The sequence below is a fragment of the Nitratidesulfovibrio liaohensis genome (genome assembly GCF_011682075.1).
In the GTDB taxonomy this organism is placed as follows: domain Bacteria; phylum Desulfobacterota; class Desulfovibrionia; order Desulfovibrionales; family Desulfovibrionaceae; genus Cupidesulfovibrio; species Cupidesulfovibrio liaohensis.
This window is the reverse complement of sequence record NZ_VSMK01000442.1, coordinates 1-17,449: the sequence shown is the minus strand read 5'-3', so window position 1 is coordinate 17,449 and position 17,449 is coordinate 1. Positions and strand designations below refer to the sequence as shown.

General features: G+C 67.6%; 19 protein-coding genes. 16 read left to right on the top strand and 3 right to left on the bottom strand.

Annotated features, from left to right (window positions below; genetic code table 11):
* Positions 1–67 precede the first annotated feature (67 nt).
* Positions 68–442 (top strand): hypothetical protein, encoded by a 375-nt coding sequence (locus FVW27_RS13840; RefSeq protein ID WP_167126119.1) that lies wholly within the window; start codon positions 68–70, stop codon positions 440–442.
* 84 nt (positions 443–526) lie between these two features.
* Here the strand turns inward: FVW27_RS13840 and FVW27_RS13835 are convergent, their stop codons facing one another.
* Entirely contained in the window at positions 527–868 is a 342-nt protein-coding gene (locus tag FVW27_RS13835) for a hypothetical protein (RefSeq protein ID WP_167126116.1), read from the bottom strand.
* Between the two features lie 456 nt (positions 869–1,324).
* Here FVW27_RS13835 and FVW27_RS13830 point away from each other — a divergent pair, with 456 nt between their 5' ends.
* From FVW27_RS13830 to FVW27_RS13760, 15 genes are all read left to right on the top strand, one after another.
* Positions 1,325–2,215 (top strand): sialate O-acetylesterase, encoded by an 891-nt coding sequence (locus FVW27_RS13830; protein WP_167126113.1) that lies wholly within the window; start codon positions 1,325–1,327, stop codon positions 2,213–2,215.
* A 1,012-nt stretch (positions 2,216–3,227) separates the two neighbouring features.
* Positions 3,228–3,608 (top strand): NADH-quinone oxidoreductase subunit A, encoded by a 381-nt coding sequence (locus FVW27_RS13825; protein WP_167126110.1) that lies wholly within the window; start codon positions 3,228–3,230, stop codon positions 3,606–3,608.
* Positions 3,584–4,147: an NADH-quinone oxidoreductase subunit B gene (locus tag FVW27_RS13820; protein ID WP_167126107.1), complete on the top strand. Its 564-nt coding sequence runs from the start codon at positions 3,584–3,586 to the stop codon at positions 4,145–4,147. Before FVW27_RS13825 ends, FVW27_RS13820 begins: the two co-directional genes overlap by 25 nt.
* Complete coding sequence (locus FVW27_RS13815) at positions 4,144–4,749, top strand: NADH-quinone oxidoreductase subunit C (RefSeq protein ID WP_167126104.1); 606 nt, start codon at positions 4,144–4,146, stop codon at positions 4,747–4,749. The genes FVW27_RS13820 and FVW27_RS13815 overlap by 4 nt, the downstream gene beginning before the upstream one ends.
* Complete coding sequence (locus FVW27_RS13810) at positions 4,742–5,962, top strand: NADH-quinone oxidoreductase subunit D (RefSeq protein WP_167126101.1); 1,221 nt, start codon at positions 4,742–4,744, stop codon at positions 5,960–5,962. Before FVW27_RS13815 ends, FVW27_RS13810 begins: the two co-directional genes overlap by 8 nt.
* A 6-nt stretch (positions 5,963–5,968) precedes the next feature.
* Positions 5,969–6,943, top strand: a complete 975-nt coding sequence (gene nuoH, locus FVW27_RS13805) for an NADH-quinone oxidoreductase subunit NuoH (RefSeq protein ID WP_167126098.1) — start codon at positions 5,969–5,971, stop codon at positions 6,941–6,943.
* Between the two features lie 18 nt (positions 6,944–6,961).
* Positions 6,962–7,570 (top strand): 4Fe-4S binding protein, encoded by a 609-nt coding sequence (locus tag FVW27_RS13800; RefSeq protein WP_167126095.1) that lies wholly within the window; start codon positions 6,962–6,964, stop codon positions 7,568–7,570.
* A gap of 1 nt (position 7,571) precedes the next feature.
* Positions 7,572–8,078: an NADH-quinone oxidoreductase subunit J family protein gene (locus tag FVW27_RS13795; RefSeq protein WP_167126092.1), complete on the top strand. Its 507-nt coding sequence runs from the start codon at positions 7,572–7,574 to the stop codon at positions 8,076–8,078.
* Positions 8,075–8,389, top strand: a complete 315-nt coding sequence (gene nuoK / locus FVW27_RS13790) for an NADH-quinone oxidoreductase subunit NuoK (RefSeq protein ID WP_167126089.1) — start codon at positions 8,075–8,077, stop codon at positions 8,387–8,389. The genes FVW27_RS13795 and nuoK overlap by 4 nt, the downstream gene beginning before the upstream one ends.
* Positions 8,389–9,888: a monovalent cation/H+ antiporter subunit D family protein gene (locus tag FVW27_RS13785; RefSeq protein WP_167126084.1), complete on the top strand. Its 1,500-nt coding sequence runs from the start codon at positions 8,389–8,391 to the stop codon at positions 9,886–9,888. The genes nuoK and FVW27_RS13785 overlap by 1 nt, the downstream gene beginning before the upstream one ends.
* A 9-nt stretch (positions 9,889–9,897) precedes the next feature.
* Positions 9,898–10,155, top strand: coding sequence for a hypothetical protein (locus FVW27_RS13780; RefSeq protein WP_167126081.1), 258 nt, complete (start codon positions 9,898–9,900; stop codon positions 10,153–10,155).
* The gene (locus tag FVW27_RS13775; RefSeq protein ID WP_167126078.1) at positions 10,142–11,926 is read left to right on the top strand and encodes a Na(+)/H(+) antiporter subunit D; all 1,785 of its coding nucleotides are present in this window, start codon (positions 10,142–10,144) and stop codon (positions 11,924–11,926) included. Before FVW27_RS13780 ends, FVW27_RS13775 begins: the two co-directional genes overlap by 14 nt.
* 33 nt (positions 11,927–11,959) lie before the next feature.
* Positions 11,960–13,519 carry a complex I subunit 4 family protein gene (locus tag FVW27_RS13770; RefSeq protein WP_167126075.1) on the top strand — a complete coding sequence of 520 codons (1,560 nt, stop codon included), beginning with the start codon at positions 11,960–11,962 and terminating at the stop codon, positions 13,517–13,519.
* On the top strand, positions 13,516–14,943 hold the full coding sequence (locus FVW27_RS13765) for a proton-conducting transporter transmembrane domain-containing protein (protein ID WP_167126072.1): 1,428 nt from the start codon (positions 13,516–13,518) through the stop codon (positions 14,941–14,943). The genes FVW27_RS13770 and FVW27_RS13765 overlap by 4 nt, the downstream gene beginning before the upstream one ends.
* 219 nt (positions 14,944–15,162) lie before the next feature.
* The gene (locus FVW27_RS13760) at positions 15,163–16,338 is read left to right on the top strand and encodes a hypothetical protein (protein WP_167126069.1); all 1,176 of its coding nucleotides are present in this window, start codon (positions 15,163–15,165) and stop codon (positions 16,336–16,338) included.
* A gap of 146 nt (positions 16,339–16,484) precedes the next feature.
* On the opposite strand, the gene FVW27_RS13755 is transcribed toward FVW27_RS13760, so the two are convergent.
* Positions 16,485–17,195: a response regulator transcription factor gene (locus tag FVW27_RS13755; protein WP_167126066.1), complete on the bottom strand. Its 711-nt coding sequence runs from the start codon at positions 17,193–17,195 to the stop codon at positions 16,485–16,487.
* A partial coding sequence (locus FVW27_RS13750) for a sensor histidine kinase (protein WP_341806142.1) occupies positions 17,183–17,449 on the bottom strand: 267 nt, incomplete at its 5' end. The genes FVW27_RS13750 and FVW27_RS13755, both read right to left, overlap by 13 nt.

Sequence of the window (17,449 nt, the reverse complement as noted above, 5' to 3'; positions counted from 1 at the left end):
CGGCAGGCCCCGTGCCAGGGGCCGGATGCCGCGCACATTTCCGCCGCAAGGCGCACAAGAGGGTTCCATGGCCAACCACGAAGAAGACGACGGCTACGACTACCTGTTCGAGGCAGCCTACGAGGCGCTGGAGGAAAGCGGCTTCACCGGCCTTCTGGTAAGCGGCTACGAGGACATGCCGGAACCCGCCCCGGTGGAAGGGCACATGCCCGACCTGACCGCCACCAACGCCAAGGGCGTGGCCTGCATTTTCGAGATATGCCCGCGCGAGGCGTTCGCCACGCAGGAACTGGCGGAACGGCTGCTGGCCTTCGCCCGCCACGCGGAAGCCATCAAGGGCCATCTGGTGCTCATCGTGCCCGAAGGCGAAGAGGACGTGGCCTGGGCCTTCCTGTCCGAGCACGCCATCCCCGAGGACCGGCTGGACGTCTGGGAAGCGTAGGGGCGACGGGCTGTCAGGGCGACGGGTGCATTGCCCTCGTGGCCGTTTGATGTCCCGGTTGCTGGCATGGGGCTGCCCCCGCAGCTACCCCCGTTCGCGCACGTCGCACCGCCACGAGCACAGCGGTGCGCAGCAGCCAAGGCCCTGACGCAGTTCGGTCAGGTCAGGACCGGACGTATCTGGATGGAACCCCGCAGGATCGGACATGTTGCGGTCGGGCCTGCCTGACCGGGATATCTCCGGCGGCGGGGCGGATGGTGCGGGGTGCGATGCCTGCGCCGCCATCAGCAGGCACAGGTACCGGCCAAGCGCGGCGTCCCAGGCAAGTTCCGGGCAGCGCGGCACGTAGCCGTGCAGATGGTGCGAGACCAGGCACTGGTCCGACAGGCAGCACCAGCCGCAGCCGACACAAGACACGTGGGGCATGAGGGCACCGTGAACAGCTCGCGGGCAAGCCGTCCCCCTGTTGATTGACATGTTGCGGGGGTGATTCCGGGCCGCGCGGGTTCCCGGCCCCTTGCGGGGCTGGCACGGTCTTGGGAAGGAATTGCCCGGTACGGTACACCCCCGCTACAGTCCTGGCAAACCGGCGCCCCCTGTCCGGCTTGCGCAACGGACACTGCCCCTCAGGTCCGCTCTCCTCGTCCCCCCTCCGGCGCCCCGCCGGGGCTGTCACACACCGTTACCATTTGCCCCTTGCCATCCGCCCGTGGTGGTTCTAGAAGGCATCCACAAAGCTCTTCGGAGCCCCGGCAACACGCCTTCGCGGCTCGGCAAAGTCCGTCCCGCATACCGACAATGTTCCGCCGCAGCCAGGCAACGTTCCGCCGCAGTCAGGCAACGCCCCCCCCGCAACCCGGCATATCCGCCAAGAAAACACCCATGTCGCGCCGTTCCCGCCTGTTCCGCCTCATGGCACTGCCAGTCCTGCTGGCGGCCATGCTGCTGGCCCATCCCTCACTGCGCGACGGCGTGGTGGGTCTGGCCCGCTACACCAAGGCACGGCTGTACGACTACCGCCTGTTCGACGATTCCGACCTGATCACCGATGTCTCCGCCCGCGAGCCGGTGCCCCTGGAGCGCCTGGCCGACGGCAACACCCTGTACGTGCTGGTCATGGGGCAGTCCAACGCCGCCAACGAGGTGGATACCCCCCTGCCCTCCGACGACCTGGAAAACGTGTTCATCGAGTACGACGGCACCCTGTACCCCGCCGAGGATCCCATGCTGGGCGGTACCGGCGAACGGGGATCCGTGTGGTCGCGCTTCGCGCGGATGGCGCTGGCCACGGGCCGCTGGCGCTACGTGGTGCTTTCGGTCATCGCCGAAGGCGGTTCGCCGCTGTCCTACTGGCTGCCCGGCGGCCCGGTGCGGCCCAAGCTGGAGGAACGGCTGAAGGCCATTCAGCAACTGCCCATCCGGCCGGACTACGTGTTCTGGTTCCACGGCGAATCGGACGCCCTCAACTCGCTGCCGCGCCTGCTGTACAAATACGACTTCCTTGACCTGGTGGGCACGTTGCGCACCTTCGGCATCGACAACCCGGTGCTGGTCTCGCAGACCTCGCTGTGCCGCCGCTTCGGCAGCGAATCGGTACGTCAGGCCCAGCAGGAACTGGCCCACCAGGTGCCCAACGTGACCCTGGGGCCGGATACCGACGAGGTGGGCCTGCCCTTCCGCCGCGACGGCTGCCACTTCACCGACGAGGGCGGTGACATCGTGGCCGGGTTGTGGATGGACGCCATGCTCGATGCCGCGCAGGCCGTCGAATAGTCCCCCGTAGCGCCTGCTCCCCTTTTTCCGGTCACTTCCCCTTTCCCGCCGTCCCCATCCGGCCACGCGCGCCTGCCTGGCCGGGCTCCGCCATTGCGCCCGCCATTGTGCCCGGCGGCATGCCCGTCCGTTGCGTCCTTCGCTCCCCCCGGCTTGGCCCGGCTCCCGCCCCCCAACGTCACGTGGCGTCTCCTGATGCTCCCGCCACTTTCCGTACCCCCGCTCTCGACCTTTTCCGACCAGCCGGGCAGCCTTCTGGGCAGGGCACACCCACCCCCATGCATCTGGATTCAAAAGCTCAGTACTGGCGGAATGTTCCGTAAAAACTTCTTTCGCCGTTCAACCAATTCGGTTGGCTACCCAGACAGCTTTATCCCTTCCCGCGCATGCCCCCGGTTTTCGCCGCTTGCCCCGGTTTTCGCCGCCGCGCCGCAAGACCCTTCGGCGAAGCGCAAATATTTCCACGTGAATTTCCAAACATGGTAGCGGTTACTGACATTGGGTGATATACGGATGATAGACCATTAGTCTGTTCGGCACGCGAACCAGCCAACGCCCCTCGCCGGGCGGCCCTTTTGGCGTCGGCTCCCGTCTGGATGACGGGGGGTGGCGGAGGCGAAGGGGGGACGGAGCCCGGACGTGGTCCGTGACGCCGGTCATGTTCATCGGCGGCAGATTCGGGCATGCAGGCAGCGGAAGGCCCCGCACCGCCGCAGACCGACGCCGCCGGGCCTTCCGCAAGGGTCAGGAACACGGCACGCAGCAAATACCAGCGTAGCATTAAAACCAAAGCAGTAACACCAATTTGACAAAAGTAACACGGTGAGGTAGCCCACCAGGACTCCACTTCCTCCGCGTTTCGCCCACCATCGACGGGCAAACGCCAACCCGGCGGACACGGTCGCCGCCGGCGCGCACCGCATGTCAGGCGCTCCTGACATGGCATGCGCACGCAACGGGCAATCCAATGCCGCGGCCGCGCCGCGGTTTCACTGGTTTCCGGAGGTGACCGATGGTTTTCGACATCCTGCATCTTGCTATCATTCTCTTCCTCATCGCGGGGCTCGCGTTCGCGGGCGGCCCGCTCATCCTCGCCCTGCTCGTGGCTCCACGGGCGCGCGGCGGCGACCTGGGCATGTCCTACGAATGCGGCATGCGCCCCCATGGTAACGCCTGGACCCGCTTCGGCATCAACTACTACGTCTACGCCCTGCTGTTCATCGCCTTCGACGTGGACGTACTGTACCTGTTCCCCGCCGCCGCCCACTACCACACCACCGTGGGCTGGACCGCCTTCTTCGAAATCTGCGTCTTCCTGTTCTTCCTCGTGCTTGCCCTGGTCTATTTCCGCGCCAAGGGGGTGTTCACATGGCCGCGCAAGATTGCCCTGTAAGGCCCCCGGTCATCGCACCGGCCACGGGCGGGGTTGATGCACCCATCGTCAACGTGGCGCCGGTGCAGAAAATCCTGGATGTGTGCCGGGCCATGTCGTTGTGGCCCATGACCTTCGGCCTGGCCTGCTGTGCCATCGAAATGATGGCGGTGGGCATGGCCCGGTTCGACATCTCGCGCTTCGGGGCGGAAGTGTTCCGGCCCTCGCCGCGCCAGTCGGACCTGATGATCGTGGCGGGCACCGTCACCCGCAAGATGGCTCCGGCGCTGGTGCGCCTCTATGAACAAATGCCCGCGCCGCGTTACGTCATGGCGCTGGGCAACTGCGCCATCTCGGGCGGGCCGTTCAACTTCGAGGGGCAGTACGCCATCGTCGAAGGCGTGGACAACCTGGTGCCCGTGGACGTGTACGTGCCCGGCTGCCCGCCCCGGCCGGAAGCGCTGCTGGAAGGGCTGTTCCAGATTCAGCACAAGATCACCGGCCGCCGCTGGTGGCCGGTGCCCGCCGAAATCTCCGGCTCGCTTGGGGGTGGCGCATGACGCCCGAAACGGCTTCCGTGACCCCCGACGTGCTGCTGGCCCCGCTGGACCCCGCCTACCTGGCCGAGGAAAACCCGGCCCGCACCGGCCTGCGCTGGTCCGCCTTCCTGTCTGCCGACGTGCTGCCCCGCGCCGCCGCCCTGCTGCTGGAAGCAGGCTGGCACCTGGAGGACATCTGCGGCCTGGACGTGCGCGAAGGACTGGCGGCGGTGTACCACTTCGACCGCATGACATCCCCGGGCCGCCTGGCCATCCGGGTGCTGATGGACCGCGCCGCCCCGGTGCTGCCCTCCATCGCCGACATCCACCAGGGCGCGGAATGGCACGAGCGCGAAACCGCCGACTTCTACGGCATCGTCTTCACCGGCAATCCCAACCCCGCGCCGCTGCTGCTGCCCGAAGGCATGCAGGGCCACCCCCTGCTGAAGGACGACGCCGCCCGCGCGCCGCTGGCCGCCCTGCTGGCCGTGCCAGGCCGCGAGGACACCGTGCTGCGCAAGGCCGAGGGGTTCACCCTGCTGGATCCGGCGGAGGACGCCAAGCCCGCCAAACCGGCCAAGGCCAAGGCCGCCGCAACCGAGGAGGGCGCCGACAATGCATAGCACCGAGACCCTTCGGTCGCACGGCACCGCCTGTCCCGCCACCTCGGCGGACGGAGGCTGCACCGACGATCAGATCGCGGGCGACGGCTACACCTGCCGCTTCGAACAGGGTGCCCGCCCGGAATCGCTCATCCTGAACATGGGGCCGCAGCACCCGTCCACCCACGGCGTGCTGCGCGTGCTTCTGGAACTGGACGGCGAATACATCGTCCGGGCGGAACCGGTGCTGGGCTACCTGCACCGCATGCACGAAAAGATGGCCGAGGTGAAAACCCCCGCCCAGTTCATGCCCAACATGGGCCGGGTGGACTACCTGCACGCCCTGGCCTGGAACTGGGCCTACGTGGGCGCGGTGGAAAAGCTGGCGGGGATAGAGATTCCCGAACGGGCCGAATACCTGCGGGTGATCACCTGCGAGCTGAACCGCATCTCGTCGCACCTCTTGTGGTGGGGCGCCTACCTGCTGGACCTGGGGGCCTTCACCCCCATCATGTACGCCTTCGACGACCGCGAAATGCTGCTGGACCTGTTGCAGCTCATGACCGGCTCGCGCCTGACGTACAGCTCGTTCCGCTTCGGCGGGGTGTACACCGACGCCGGGCCCGCCTTCGTGCAGGGGGTGCGCCAGTTCATCCCGCACCTGCGCTCGCGCCTGCCCATGTACACCGCACTGGTGACGGAAAACATCATCCTGCGCCGCCGCATCGAAGAGGTGGGCGTCATCCCGCAGGACATGGTCACCCGCTACGGGGCCAGCGGCCCGGTGGCGCGCGGCAGCGGCATTGCCTACGACGTGCGCCGGGCGGAACCGTATTCCGTGTACGACCGCTTCGACTACGAGATTCCCGTGCGCCACGAGGAATGCTCCATGGCCCGGTACATGGTGCGCATGGCCGAGATCGAGCAGAGCCTGCGCATCATCGAGCAGGCCATCGAAAGCCTGCCCGAGGGCGAGCACATGCACCCCAAGGCCCCAAAGCCCAGCTTCAAGCTGCCCGCCGGCGAATCGTACTTCGCGGTGGAAGGGGCGCGCGGCAAGATCGGCGTGTGGATCGCCAGCGACGGCGGCAAGACGCCCTACCGCGTCAAGCTGCGCGCGCCGGGCTTCTCCAACCTGGCCCTGTTCGCCGAATGCGCGCGGGGCACCCTGCTGGCCGACGCCGTTGCCATCCTTGGCAGCCTCGACATGGTCATCCCCGAAATCGACAGGTAGGCCGCCATGAATGCAACCATCTCCTTCGATTCCGTGCTGCACGTGGTGCTCGCGCTGGTGGGCGTGGCCGTCTTCGTGGGGCTGAACGGGCTTCTGCTCGTCTACGCCGAACGCAAGGTGGCGGGCTTCATCCAGCGCCGCCCCGGCCCCTACGAAGTGGGGCCGCAAGGCATATTGCAGGCCGTGGCCGACGCCCTGAAGCTGATCGGCAAGCAACTGGTGCGCCCCGACAGGGCAGACCCGCTGCTGTTCTGGATGGCCCCGGTGCTGGCCTTCTTTCCCGTGCTGCTGCTGTTCCTGCCCATTCCCTTCAGCCCGCTGCTCACCGGGTGGGACGTGAACCTCGGCCTGCTGCTCATCCTTGCCTTTGCCGGGTTCAACGTGCTGGCCCTGCTGCTCGCGGGGTGGGGTTCCAACAACAAGTACGGCCTGCTCGGCGCGGCCCGCGCCGTGGCCCAGTCCGTGGCCTATGAAATTCCCCTGCTGCTGGCCGTGCTGGCCATCGCCTTCCAGGAAGGCACGCTGAGCCTTTCCGCCATCGTGGGCGGGCAGGGCGGCATGCCGTGGCAGTGGAACATCGCCGTGCAGCCGCTGGCGTTCCTGATCTTCTTCGTCAGCGCGCTGGGCGAAACCAACCGCGCCCCCTTCGACCTGCCCGAGGCCGAATCGGAACTGACCGCAGGCTTCCACACCGAGTATTCGGGAATGGGCTTCGGCATGTTCTTCCTGGCCGAGTACGCCAACATGATCGTGGCGTGCAGCGTGTGCACCGTGCTGTTCCTGGGCGGGTGGAAAGGCCCGTTCCTGGACGGGGCATGGTGGTTCCTGGCCAAGGTGTACGGACTGCTGCTGACCATGATGTGGTTCCGCTGGACGTACCCGCGCGTGCGCTTCGACCAGTTGCTGAACCTGAACTGGCGGTGGCTGCTGCCCCTCGGCGTGCTGAACCTGCTGGCGACCGCGTTCGTCATGAAGCTGTAGGAAAGGGGGAATCGCGCAATGGCATCGATCTTCCGCACCCTCGCCGACCTGTGGAGCCTTGTGGTGGGCCTTGGCATCACCGGCAAGGAATTCTGCAAGCCCGGCGTCACCGTGCACTACCCGCGGGCAGAGGTAACGCCGGAAGCGGCGGCCTCGTTCCGGGGGCCCATAGAACTCATCGGGCTGGACAAGGACCCGGCGAAGCCCAAGTGCATCGCCTGCATGCTCTGCGTGTCAGCCTGCCCCAGCAACTGCATAGCCGTCACCCGCGCTCCCACCCCCAAGCCCACGCCAGAGGAACTGAAGGCCATGGCAGAGGCGGAAGCGCGCGGCGAAAAGCCCAAGAAGCCCGCGCCGCCCAAGGCGCCCGGCACCTGGACCTACGACTTCTCGCTGTGCAGCCTGTGCGGCAGCTGCGTGGAGGTCTGCCCGGTGGATTCCATCGGCTTCTCGCACGACATCTACATGGTGGGGACGAGGCGCGAGGACTTCGTGTTCGACCAGTTGGCGCGCCTGGCCCGCAAGGCCGCCGCCCGCAAGGCGGAACCGAAAAAGGCCGCACCGGAGGCTGCTTCCGCCCCGGCCCCCGCGCCCGAAACCGCCGCAACCCCCGCAAGCGAGGCGTGACATGGAAACACCGGCAATCCTCGCCTTCGGCTTCTACTTCCTGGTCATCGTGGTCGGCTGCTTCATGGCCGTGGGCTGCGCCAGCCTGGTGCGCGCCCTGGTGGGGCTGGTCGCCACGCTGCTGGGCGTGGCGGGCATGTACCTGCTGCTCAACGCGCCGTTCATGGCCTTCATGCAGATTCTCATCTACGTGGGCGCCATCTGCGTGCTGATCTTCTTCGCGCTGATGCTGGCCCGGGCCGACGCGGATGGCGACGAGGCGGACCCCGCCCCGGCCCCGCGCACCTTCAAGGGCATACTGGCGGCCATGCTGCCCGGCGCGCTGCTGGCCCCCATCCTGATGCTGCACCCCACGGCCTCCAAGCTGATTCCGGCAGAGGTTCCGCTGGCGGAACTTGGCCGCAGGCTGATGGAGGACTACGTGCTGCCCTTCGAACTGATCTCGGTGGTCCTGCTCATCTCCATGGCCGGGGCCGTGCTGCTCGTCTGGGAAAGGAGGGACAAGTGAAACCGCTCGTGCTCTACCAACTGGCCTCCCTCGTGCTGCTGGGCGCGGGCCTGGCGGGGCTGGTCAAGCGGCGCACGCTGGTGGGCATGCTCATTGCCGTGGAGCTGATGCTCAACGGCGCGGGGCTGTCCATCGTGGCCGCCACCCAGCTTACCGGGGCCGACGCCACCCTCGGACAACTGGCCACGCTGCTGGTCATGGGCCTTGCCGCCGCTGAAGCCACCGTGGCGCTGGCCGCCATCGTCGTGGTGTTCCGCCGCTTCGGCCACACCCGCACCGACGCCCTGACCACCCTGAGGGAGCAGCAGTGATGATCGTGCCCAACACCGTAGAATCCGCAAGCCTGCTCATTCCGCTGCTGATAACCCTGGTTGCGCCCTTCGCCATCATGCTGGCGCGCGGCAACGCCAACCGGCGCGAGGCCGTGTCGTTCATCGCCGCCGCGCTCACCTTCGTCTCGGTGCTGCAACTTGCGCCGGGGGTGCTTTCCGGGGTCATCTACACCTACACCGTCACCACCATCCTGCCCGGCATCAGCCTTACCCTGTGCGCCGACGGGCTGGGCATGATCTTCGCGCTCATCGCCACCTTCCTGTGGGGCTTCGCCACCAGTTACAACATCGGGTACATGCGCGGGCTGAACGAACACGCCCAGACGCGCTACTACACCTGTTTCGCGGTGGCCATCTTCGGCGCGGTGGGCGTGGCCTTTTCGGCCACGGTCTTCACCCTGTACCTGTTCTATGAAGTGATCACCGTCTTCACCTACCCGCTGGTCGCGCACCATCAGGACGCGGAGGGCTTTGCCGGGGCGCGCAAGTACCTCGTGTACCTCATGGGCACCTCCAAGCTGTTCCTGCTGCCCGCCATGATCCTGACCTACGTGCTTACCGGCACGCTGGACATGCGCCTTGGCGACGTGCTGAACGGCATGTTCCCGCCCGACGTCATCGCCGCGCACCCCAACCTGGTGCGGGTTACCTACGTGCTGTACATCGCGGGTCTGGCCAAGGCGGCCCTGGCCCCGTTCCACAACTGGCTGCCCTCGGCCATGGTGGCCCCAACGCCGGTCTCGGCCCTGCTGCACGCGGTGGCCGTGGTCAAGGCGGGGGTGTTCTCCGTGAGCCGGATCATCCTTTCCGGCTTCGGGGTGCAGACCATGGACACGCTGGGCCTTGGCATTCCCACGGCGTGGCTGGCGGCCTTCACCATCATCGGGGCCTCGCTCATCGCCCTGACCAAGGACGACATCAAGGCCCGGCTGGCCTACTCCACGGTCAGCCAGCTTTCGTACGTGATCATCGGGGTGGCCCTGCTGACGCCGTCCGCCGTGCAGGGCGGGTTGATGCACATCCCCCACCACGCCTTCTCCAAGATCACCCTGTTCTTCGGCGCCGGGGCCATCTACGTGGCCACGCACATCAAGAAGATCAGCCAGATGAACGGCCTTGGCCGCCGCATGCCGTGGACCTTCGGGGCGTTTGCCCTGGCGTCCCTGTCCATGATCGGCATGCCGCCGGTGTGCGGCTTCGTCTCCAAGTGGTACATCGTCAACGGGTCGCTCCAGGCCGGGCAGACCGCCCTGCTGGTGGCGCTCCTGCTGTCCACCCTGCTCAACGCGGGCTACTTCGTGCCCATCTTCTACCGGGCGTTCATGCTGCCGCCCGCCCCGGACGCGAACATAGAGCAGTACAGCGAAGCCCCCGCCACCATGGTCATACCGCTGTGCCTGACCGGGGCCATATCGCTGCTGCTGGGCCTGTATCCGCAGGTGTTCCTGAACTTCATCCAGGCGTTCGGCCACTTCTAGGAGCGCACCATGAACGGACTCGGAGCATTCCTTGAACGCCAGCGCGAACTGCGCGGCGCATGGCTGAAGGCGCTGTACGGGGTGCTGGCCGCCCTCGTGCTGCTGAACCTGTTCGTCGGCCCGCACGAGCCGCACTTCGGCCTCGATGCCTACCCCGGCTTCTGGGCGCTGTTCGGCCTTGTGGTGGGCGTGCTGATGGTGGTGATCATGAAGCGCATGGTGCAGCCCGTCATCGTGCGCAGGGAGGACCACTATGGAGACGTCTAGCTTCATCCACCCCGCCATAGGGTTCCTGGCCCTGGCGGCGGTGCTGCCCTTCCTGCGGGGCCAATGGTGGAACTGGCTGTTGCCCGCGCCCGCCGTGCTGGCCGTGTTTGCCGTGTTCACCATGACGCCCGGCGACCACCTGACCCTGCACTGGCTGGGGCAGACCCTGCTGCTGGGCCGCGTGGACAAGCTGTCGCTGGTCTTCGCCCAGGTGTTCGCCGTCATGTCGGTGGCGGGCATGCTGTACGCCATGCACGTAAAGGACCGGGGGCAGCACATTGCCGCCGCCCTGTACGTGTCGGGCGGGTTCGGCTGCGTGTTCGCGGGCGACTACCTGACCCTGTTCGTGTTCTGGGAACTGATGTCCATCGGCTCCACCTTCCTCGTGCTGCTGAACCGCACGCGTGAATCGGTGCTGGCGGGCTTTCGCTACTTTCTCTACCACACCGCCGGTGGCCTGCTGCTGCTGGCCGGGTTGCTGCTGCGCTACAAGGCCCTTGGCACGTGGGAATTCACGGCCATGGCCCCGTCGGCAAACGCCCCGCTGTACGAATGGCTGATCCTGGCCGGGTTCTGCGTCAACGCCGCCGTGGTGCCGCTGCACGCATGGCTGCCCGACGCCTACCCGCGCGGGACGGTGACCGGCTCCGTGTTCATGTGCGCCTACACCACCAAGACGGCGGTGTACGTGCTGGCGCGCGGCTTTGCCGGGTGGGAGATACTGGCGGCGGCGGGCACGGTGATGGCGGTGTACGGCGTGCTGTACGCGTGCATAGAGAACAACGCCCGGCGCATCCTGTCGTATCACATCGTCTCGCAGGTGGGGTACATGGTGGCGGGCATCGGCGTGGGCACGGCCATGACCCTGAACGGCGCGGTGGCCCATGCCTACGCGCACATCCTGTACAAGGGCCTCCTGTTCATGGGCACCGGCTGCCTGCTGTACGCGGCGGGCACGGCCAAGCTGGACAAGCTGGGCGGCCTGGCCGCGCGGCTGCCGTGGGTCATGGTGCTGTACATGGTGGCGGCCCTGTCCATCTCGGGCATGCCGGTGTTCAACGGGTTCATCTCCAAGACCATGACCATCACCGGCGCGGCGGAAGCGCACCGGACGCTGGTGGCGCTGGGCCTTGAAATCGCTGCGGTGGGGACGTTCATCTCGGTGGGCATCAAGCTGCCCTACTTCGCCTTCTGGGGCGGCAAGCCCACGGACAACGACCGTGTGCTGGCCCCCATCCCGTGGAACATGTACGCGGGCATGTCCGTGCTGGCCGTGCTGTGCATCCTGCAGGGCGTGGCCCCGTCCATCCTGTACGCCTACCTGCCCTTCGAGGTGGAACACCCCTACGTGCCGTGGTCCGTATGGCACGTGTTGCAGTCGCTGCTGCTGCTGGGCTTCTCGGGTCTGGCCTTCTACCTGCTGCGCAAGGTGATCACCCCGCACGAGGGGCTGAACCTGGACGTGGACATCGCCTACCGCGCGGTGGGTACCGGGGCGCTGCGCTTCGTGTGCCGCCCGCTGGCCTTCCTGGATGACCGCTGGACCGAGGCCTACCGCACGGGCGGCCTGCGCGGGCTGATGGGCATTGCCCTCGGCTCCGTGTGGTTCGACCGGCAGGCCATCGACGGCGTGGTGGACGGCAGCGCACGCACGGTGCGGGGCATCGGCGGGCTGGGCGCGCGCACGCAGAACGGCAGTCTCCAGGATTATCTGGGACTGGCCGCCTTCTTCGCGCTGTGCGTGTTCGGCCTGGTCTGGTACCTTGGTTAGCCGCAACGGGACCCACAAAAAACGGAGCTGCCTGTGTATCCTGACATACCGGTCCTCAGCATCCTGATCTTCCTGCCGCTGGTGGCGGCGGCGCTGCTGCTGCCCCTGCGCGACGACGAGACCGTGCGCCGCGTGTCGCTGGCGGCGTCGCTCATCGGGCTTGCGGCGGGGTGGCCGCTCATCGCCTTCAACCCCGACGCCGGCTTCCAGTTCGTCGAACGCATGACCTGGGTGGCCCGCTGGGGCCTTGAATACCACCTGGCCGTGGACGGCATCAGCATCCTGATGGTGTGGCTGACCCTGTTCACCCTGCCGCTGTGCGTGCTGTGCTCGTGGACGTACATCGGCAAGCGGGTGAAGGAATTCCACATCTGCCTGCTGCTGATGACATCCGCCTGCATCGGCGTGTTCACCTCCATGGACCTCGTGCTGTTCTACGTGTTCTGGGAAGCCATGCTCATCCCCATGTACCTGCTCATCGCGGTATGGGGCGGGGCCGAGCGGCGCTACGCGTCCATCAAGTTCTTCCTGTACACACTTGCCGGGTCCACCCTGCTGCTGGTGGCCATCGTGGCCTTCCGCATCGCCGGGGGCACCTTCTCCATCCCCGACCTGATGCAACAGACCTTCGGGTTCCGCTTCCAGTACTGGGCCTTTCTGGCCATGGCCCTGGCCTTCGCCATCAAGGTGCCCATGTTCCCGTTCCACACCTGGCTGCCCGCAGCCCACGTGCAGGCGCCGTCGGCGGGCAGCGTGATCCTTGCCGCCGTGCTGCTGAAGATGGGCACCTACGGGTTCCTGCGCTTCTGCCTGCCGCTGACGCCCGAGGCCAGCGTGCACTTCGCCCCGCTGATGATCGGCGTCTCGGTGGTGTCCATCCTGTACGGGGGCGCGGTGGCGCTGGGGCAGACCGACATCAAGAAGCTGGTCGCCTATTCGTCGGTGGCCCACATGGGCTTCGTGACGCTGGGCATCTTCCTGTTCCAGAAAAGCGGCGTGCAGGGCGCGCTGCTGCAGATGCTGAACCACGGCATCGTCACCGGCGCGCTGTTCATGATGATCGGCGCCATGTACGAACGCAGCCACAGCCGCGAGGTGGCGGACAACATGGGCATGGGCAAGTACCTGCCCGCATTCATGTTCTTCTGGGGGCTGTATGCCCTGGCCTCGTTCGGCTTTCCGGGTACCAACGGCTTCGTGGGCGAAGTGCTGGTGTTCGTGGCCGCCTTCCAGCAAAGCCTGACCGTGGGCGCGCTCATCGTGCCCGGCGCGCTGCTGGCGGCGGCATACATGTTCCGGGTCAGCCTGCGCATGGCCTGGGGCAGCCCGTCCACGGCCAAGACCTGGAACGACCTGAACCGCCGCGAATGGGCCTACCTGCTGCTGCCCGCCGTGCTGGTGCTGTGGATAGGCCTTGCCCCCGCGCCCTTCCTGCGGCTGATCGACCCTTCCATCGACCGGCTGCTGGCCGACCTGCGTGGCCGCGCCCCGGTGAAGGAAGCGCCGCTGGCCCTCAATCATGCGGACGCGGTGCGGCATGAACCGCCCGCCATCCTCGCATCCGCCGCCATCGCCAAGGAGGTGCGCCAGTGAACCTCGACCTTGCCCTGCTTGTTCCCGAATGCGCCATGCTGCTGCTGGTGGCCGTGCTGTTCGTGCAGGCGCTGTCCGCCGGGCCGGCCTCGGTTGCGGCGCACCGCTGGCTGCCCCTGGGCGCGCTGGCGGTGACGGCGGCAGCCGTGGTGGCGCTTCCTGCCGAAGGCATGCTGCTGTGGGACGCCTACAAGGTGGACGGCCTGTCGCAGTTCTTCAAGCTGTGCGTGGCGGGCGGCTTCTGCATCGCCGTGCTCAACGCCACCCGCCAGCCCACGCTGGAGGAAGGCAAGCGCGCCGACTACTTCCTGTTCCTGGGGGTATCGGCGTGGGGCCTGATGCTGCTGGCATCCTCCGCAGAACTGGTGACCCTGTACCTTGCGCTGGAACTGTCGTCCTACAGCCTGTATGTGCTCATTCCCCTGCGCGGGCGCACCCGCGAGGGGGCCGAGGCGGGCGTCAAGTACATCCTGTTCGGCGCGGCGGCCACGGCCATCTCGCTGTACGGGCTGTCGTACATCATGGCCGCGCACCAGACCACGTACATCGCGGCGCTGGCCGCGCGTGACTGGTCGTGGGCGGCAAGCCCCACGGCGGTTGTGGGCCTGTCGCTGTTCCTGTGCGGCATGTTCTACAAGCTGGCCCTGTTCCCGTTCCACTTCTGGTGCCCCGACGTGTACCAGGGCTCCAGCAACGAGACGGCGGCCTACGTGGCCACCCTGCCCAAGCTGGGCGCGGTGGTGGTTCTGGTGCGCCTGGCCGCCGTGCTGCACCCCGGCCTGGAAATAACCACGGCCATCGCCTGGCTGGGTGTTCTTTCCATGACCTTCGGCAACCTGTGCGCCCTGGTGCAAAAGGACGTGAAGCGCATGCTGGGCTTCTCGTCCGTGGCGCACGCGGGCTACGTGACCGTGGGCCTCGTGTCCGGCACGGCGGAAGGCCTTGCCGCCGCCGCGTTCTATGCGCTGGTGTACGTGGTCATGAACCTGCTGTGCTTCTGGGTGGTGGCCCGCGTGGCCGTGGACGGGCGCAACCTGGTCCTGTCCGACCTCAACGGGCTGCACCGCAGATCGCCGGTGCTGGCCTTTGCCCTTGGGGTGGGGGCCTTCGCGCTGGTGGGCCTGCCGCCCACGGCGGGCTTCATGGGCAAGCTGTTCCTGATCACGGCGGCGTGGAACCACGGCTACAACTGGCTGGTCATCGCCCTGGCCCTGAACAGCGCCATTGCCATCTACTACTATCTGTCGCTGGTGCGCCACGCCTACACCGAGCCTGACGAAAACACCTCGCTGCCCGCGCCCGACCAGAGCGCGTTCAGCCTGGGCGGCGCGGTGGCGCTGGCCGCCGCCACGCTGGTGCTGGGCATCGTGCCCTCGCCGCTGTTCGAAAAGGCGGTGCAGGCGGGCATGGCCCTGTTCGGCTGATCCCGCCTGAAAACGCAGGGGCCGTTCCCCGGCTCCGGCGCTACCCAAACCACACGAATCCCCCGGCCCCGCTCAACGGGACCGGGGGTTTTTCACGTGCAAAGGCGCGGCGCGCTCGACAGGCCCCGCAACCTTCCCCTAGCATGGTCACATCCGCGCGGGGCGCAGCCCCTTCGTCCTCTCCATTCCCCCGCGCCATACCCAGCCGGAGACGCCGCCATGCCCGAACACGCCCCATCCGCCCCGCTCGGCACGGCCATCACGCCAGCCCCCGCGAAGGGGCCGCTGCTCGTCGCCCACCTTGGCGGACCCAAGACCGGCAGCAGCGCCATCCAGGCCTTCTGCGACCACAACCGCACCGCCCTGTTCCGCCAGCACGGCATCCTCTACCCCACCCTGAACCCGGACCGCGTGCCCGACGGGACGCCCCCCGACAGCCCCGGCGACCCGAACCTCGAACTGCCACACCACGGGGCCGTCATCATGGGCATGGAACCCGACGCGCAGGACGACTATCTGGACCGCGCGGTGGACGCCTGTCGCGCCACCAATACCCCCATCCTGCTGCTGAGCCTGGAAGCCCCCAGCCTGCCCGCCTATGCGGACATGGTGCGCCGCCACACGGAGCGCACGGGCCTGCGCGCCGTGGCCGTGTGCTACGTGCGGCGGCAGGACACCTGGATGGAGGATGCCTGGAAGCAGTGGGGGCTGAAGTACGACCAGTACCCCACGCCGGACGACTTTGCCCGCGCCCTCATGGACAGGGCGCTGGACGACGTGTTCTTTCGCGCCGCCGTCTCCGTGCTGGAGCATACCTGGCTGGAAGAGGTGTGGGGCTTCATGGACCCCGCCGACGTGGTGGTGCGCCCCTACGAGCGCTTCGCCCTGCAATGCGGCGACGTGGTGGCCGACCTGCTGGGCCTGCTGGGGGTGGGCTCCATCGCCCACCTGCCCCCGCCGCCCGCCACCAACCTCAACACCAACCACGGCTTCACGCCGGAGGCCATCAAGCTGCTGCGCACGGTGCGCGCAATGTTCGACGGGGTGTTCGACAACGGCCCCTACGCAATGCTGCACGACGCGCTGCCCCGCGCCGCCGCTGCCCCCTTCGCCCATGTGGGGCTGCTGTCGCCCGGCATGCGCGCCACGGTGCTGGCCCACTACGCCCCGCACAACCGGCGGCTGGCCCTGCGCATGCCCGACGCCCACGACCGGGGTGACGGCGTGCTGTTCCGCGAAGTACCCGACCCGGATGCCCCATGGTGGCCCGACCGCGAACTGACCATGCAGGAGGTGGCCACCATGCTCATGCAGTGCGTCCAGCGCCAGCATGTGCGCATCGGTGCATTGGAGGAACGGCTGGAACAGTTGGAGCGGCGGGAAAGGAAGGAGTAACGGCGGCTGGCCGTGCAGGATGAGGGCGGAAAGGTGCCGCAGGCAATGCGCCGCCCGCCCCCGGCCATCCGCGAACAAGGCTGGCGACCGGCAGGCTACATGGACGAAACCGGACGGACGGCAGGCCTGTCGCCCCTCCGGGCAGGCTACATGGACAGTCCGTGCCGCATGGCGAAGCGCAGCAGTTCCGCCTGGTTGGTGATGTTCAGCTTGCGCATGGCCCGGGTCTTGTAGGTGCTCACGGTCTTGCCGCTCAGGTTCATGACCCGGGCGATCTCGGCCACCGTGGCGCCCTGCGCCAGCCGGGCGATGACCTCGTATTCCCGCGCCGAAAGCAGTGCGGCCAGCCCGCCAAGGCCATTCGGCACCCCACCCCCGTACGGCGGCACACCGCCATCCTGTGCCCCATGCCCGGTAGCCCCGCGCATCCGTCCCGTGGCTGCAGTGGCCAGCGCCGCCGCCACCGTGGGGCTGATGTACACGTCGCCCTCCAGAATGCGGGTCACCGCCTCGCGCAGTTCCTCCGGCGCGGAGCTTTTGGTGATATAGCCGTCGGCCCCGTTGCGGAAGGCGTGGACCACATACTCGTCCTCGCGGTGCACGCTCAGGATCAGCACCGGGCGTTCCGGGTCCTCTTCCTTCAGCCGGGCCAGGGTGGCCAGCCCGCTGTCATCGGGCAGCGAGATGTCCAGCAGGATCAGGTCGTGCCGCTGGCGCGCGGCAAGGCGCAGGGCCTCCGCCGCCGTGGTCGCCTCGTCGAAGGTCAGGTCCGGCGCGATGTCCGGCACGAAGTCATGCACGATCTCGATGATGCCCTTGCGGACCACTGCGTGGTCGTCCACGATCAGGAACCGCATGTCCCGCCCCCTTGCGCGTCCGGCTGTTCCAGCGGCACGCTTACCCGCACCGTGGTGCCGCCAGCGCCGCTGTCGATATGGAATTCCCCGCCGAAGGCGGCCACCCGTTCCCGCATGTTGACGATGCCCAGATACCCCGTGCCGCCGGGGCGTTCGCCATGCACGTCGAAGCCGTGCCCGTCGTCGGCCACCACCAGGCGCAGGCAGCCGCCCTCGCGCCGCAGCACCACCCGGATGTGCCGCGCCCCGGCGTG

Bases quoted from the DNA above. Each gene is read 5' to 3' on its own strand.
- FVW27_RS13755 (WP_167126066.1), bottom strand. From the start codon at position 17,195: ATGCGGTTCCTGATCGTGGACGACCACGCAGTGGTCCGCAAGGGCATC.
- FVW27_RS13795 (WP_167126092.1), top strand. From the start codon at position 7,572: ATGGAAACACCGGCAATCCTCGCCTTCGGCTTCTACTTCCTGGTCATC.
- FVW27_RS13835 (WP_167126116.1), bottom strand. From the start codon at position 868: ATGCCCCACGTGTCTTGTGTCGGCTGCGGCTGGTGCTGCCTGTCGGAC.
- FVW27_RS13775 (WP_167126078.1), top strand. From the start codon at position 10,142: ATGGAGACGTCTAGCTTCATCCACCCCGCCATAGGGTTCCTGGCCCTG.
- FVW27_RS13780 (WP_167126081.1), top strand. From the start codon at position 9,898: ATGAACGGACTCGGAGCATTCCTTGAACGCCAGCGCGAACTGCGCGGC.
- FVW27_RS13810 (WP_167126101.1), top strand. From the start codon at position 4,742: ATGCATAGCACCGAGACCCTTCGGTCGCACGGCACCGCCTGTCCCGCC.
- FVW27_RS13785 (WP_167126084.1), top strand. From the start codon at position 8,389: ATGATCGTGCCCAACACCGTAGAATCCGCAAGCCTGCTCATTCCGCTG.
- FVW27_RS13830 (WP_167126113.1), top strand. From the start codon at position 1,325: ATGTCGCGCCGTTCCCGCCTGTTCCGCCTCATGGCACTGCCAGTCCTG.
- FVW27_RS13800 (WP_167126095.1), top strand. From the start codon at position 6,962: ATGGCATCGATCTTCCGCACCCTCGCCGACCTGTGGAGCCTTGTGGTG.
- nuoH (WP_167126098.1), top strand. From the start codon at position 5,969: ATGAATGCAACCATCTCCTTCGATTCCGTGCTGCACGTGGTGCTCGCG.
- FVW27_RS13820 (WP_167126107.1), top strand. From the start codon at position 3,584: ATGGCCGCGCAAGATTGCCCTGTAAGGCCCCCGGTCATCGCACCGGCC.
- FVW27_RS13840 (WP_167126119.1), top strand. From the start codon at position 68: ATGGCCAACCACGAAGAAGACGACGGCTACGACTACCTGTTCGAGGCA.
- FVW27_RS13815 (WP_167126104.1), top strand. From the start codon at position 4,144: ATGACGCCCGAAACGGCTTCCGTGACCCCCGACGTGCTGCTGGCCCCG.
- FVW27_RS13825 (WP_167126110.1), top strand. From the start codon at position 3,228: ATGGTTTTCGACATCCTGCATCTTGCTATCATTCTCTTCCTCATCGCG.
- FVW27_RS13760 (WP_167126069.1), top strand. From the start codon at position 15,163: ATGCCCGAACACGCCCCATCCGCCCCGCTCGGCACGGCCATCACGCCA.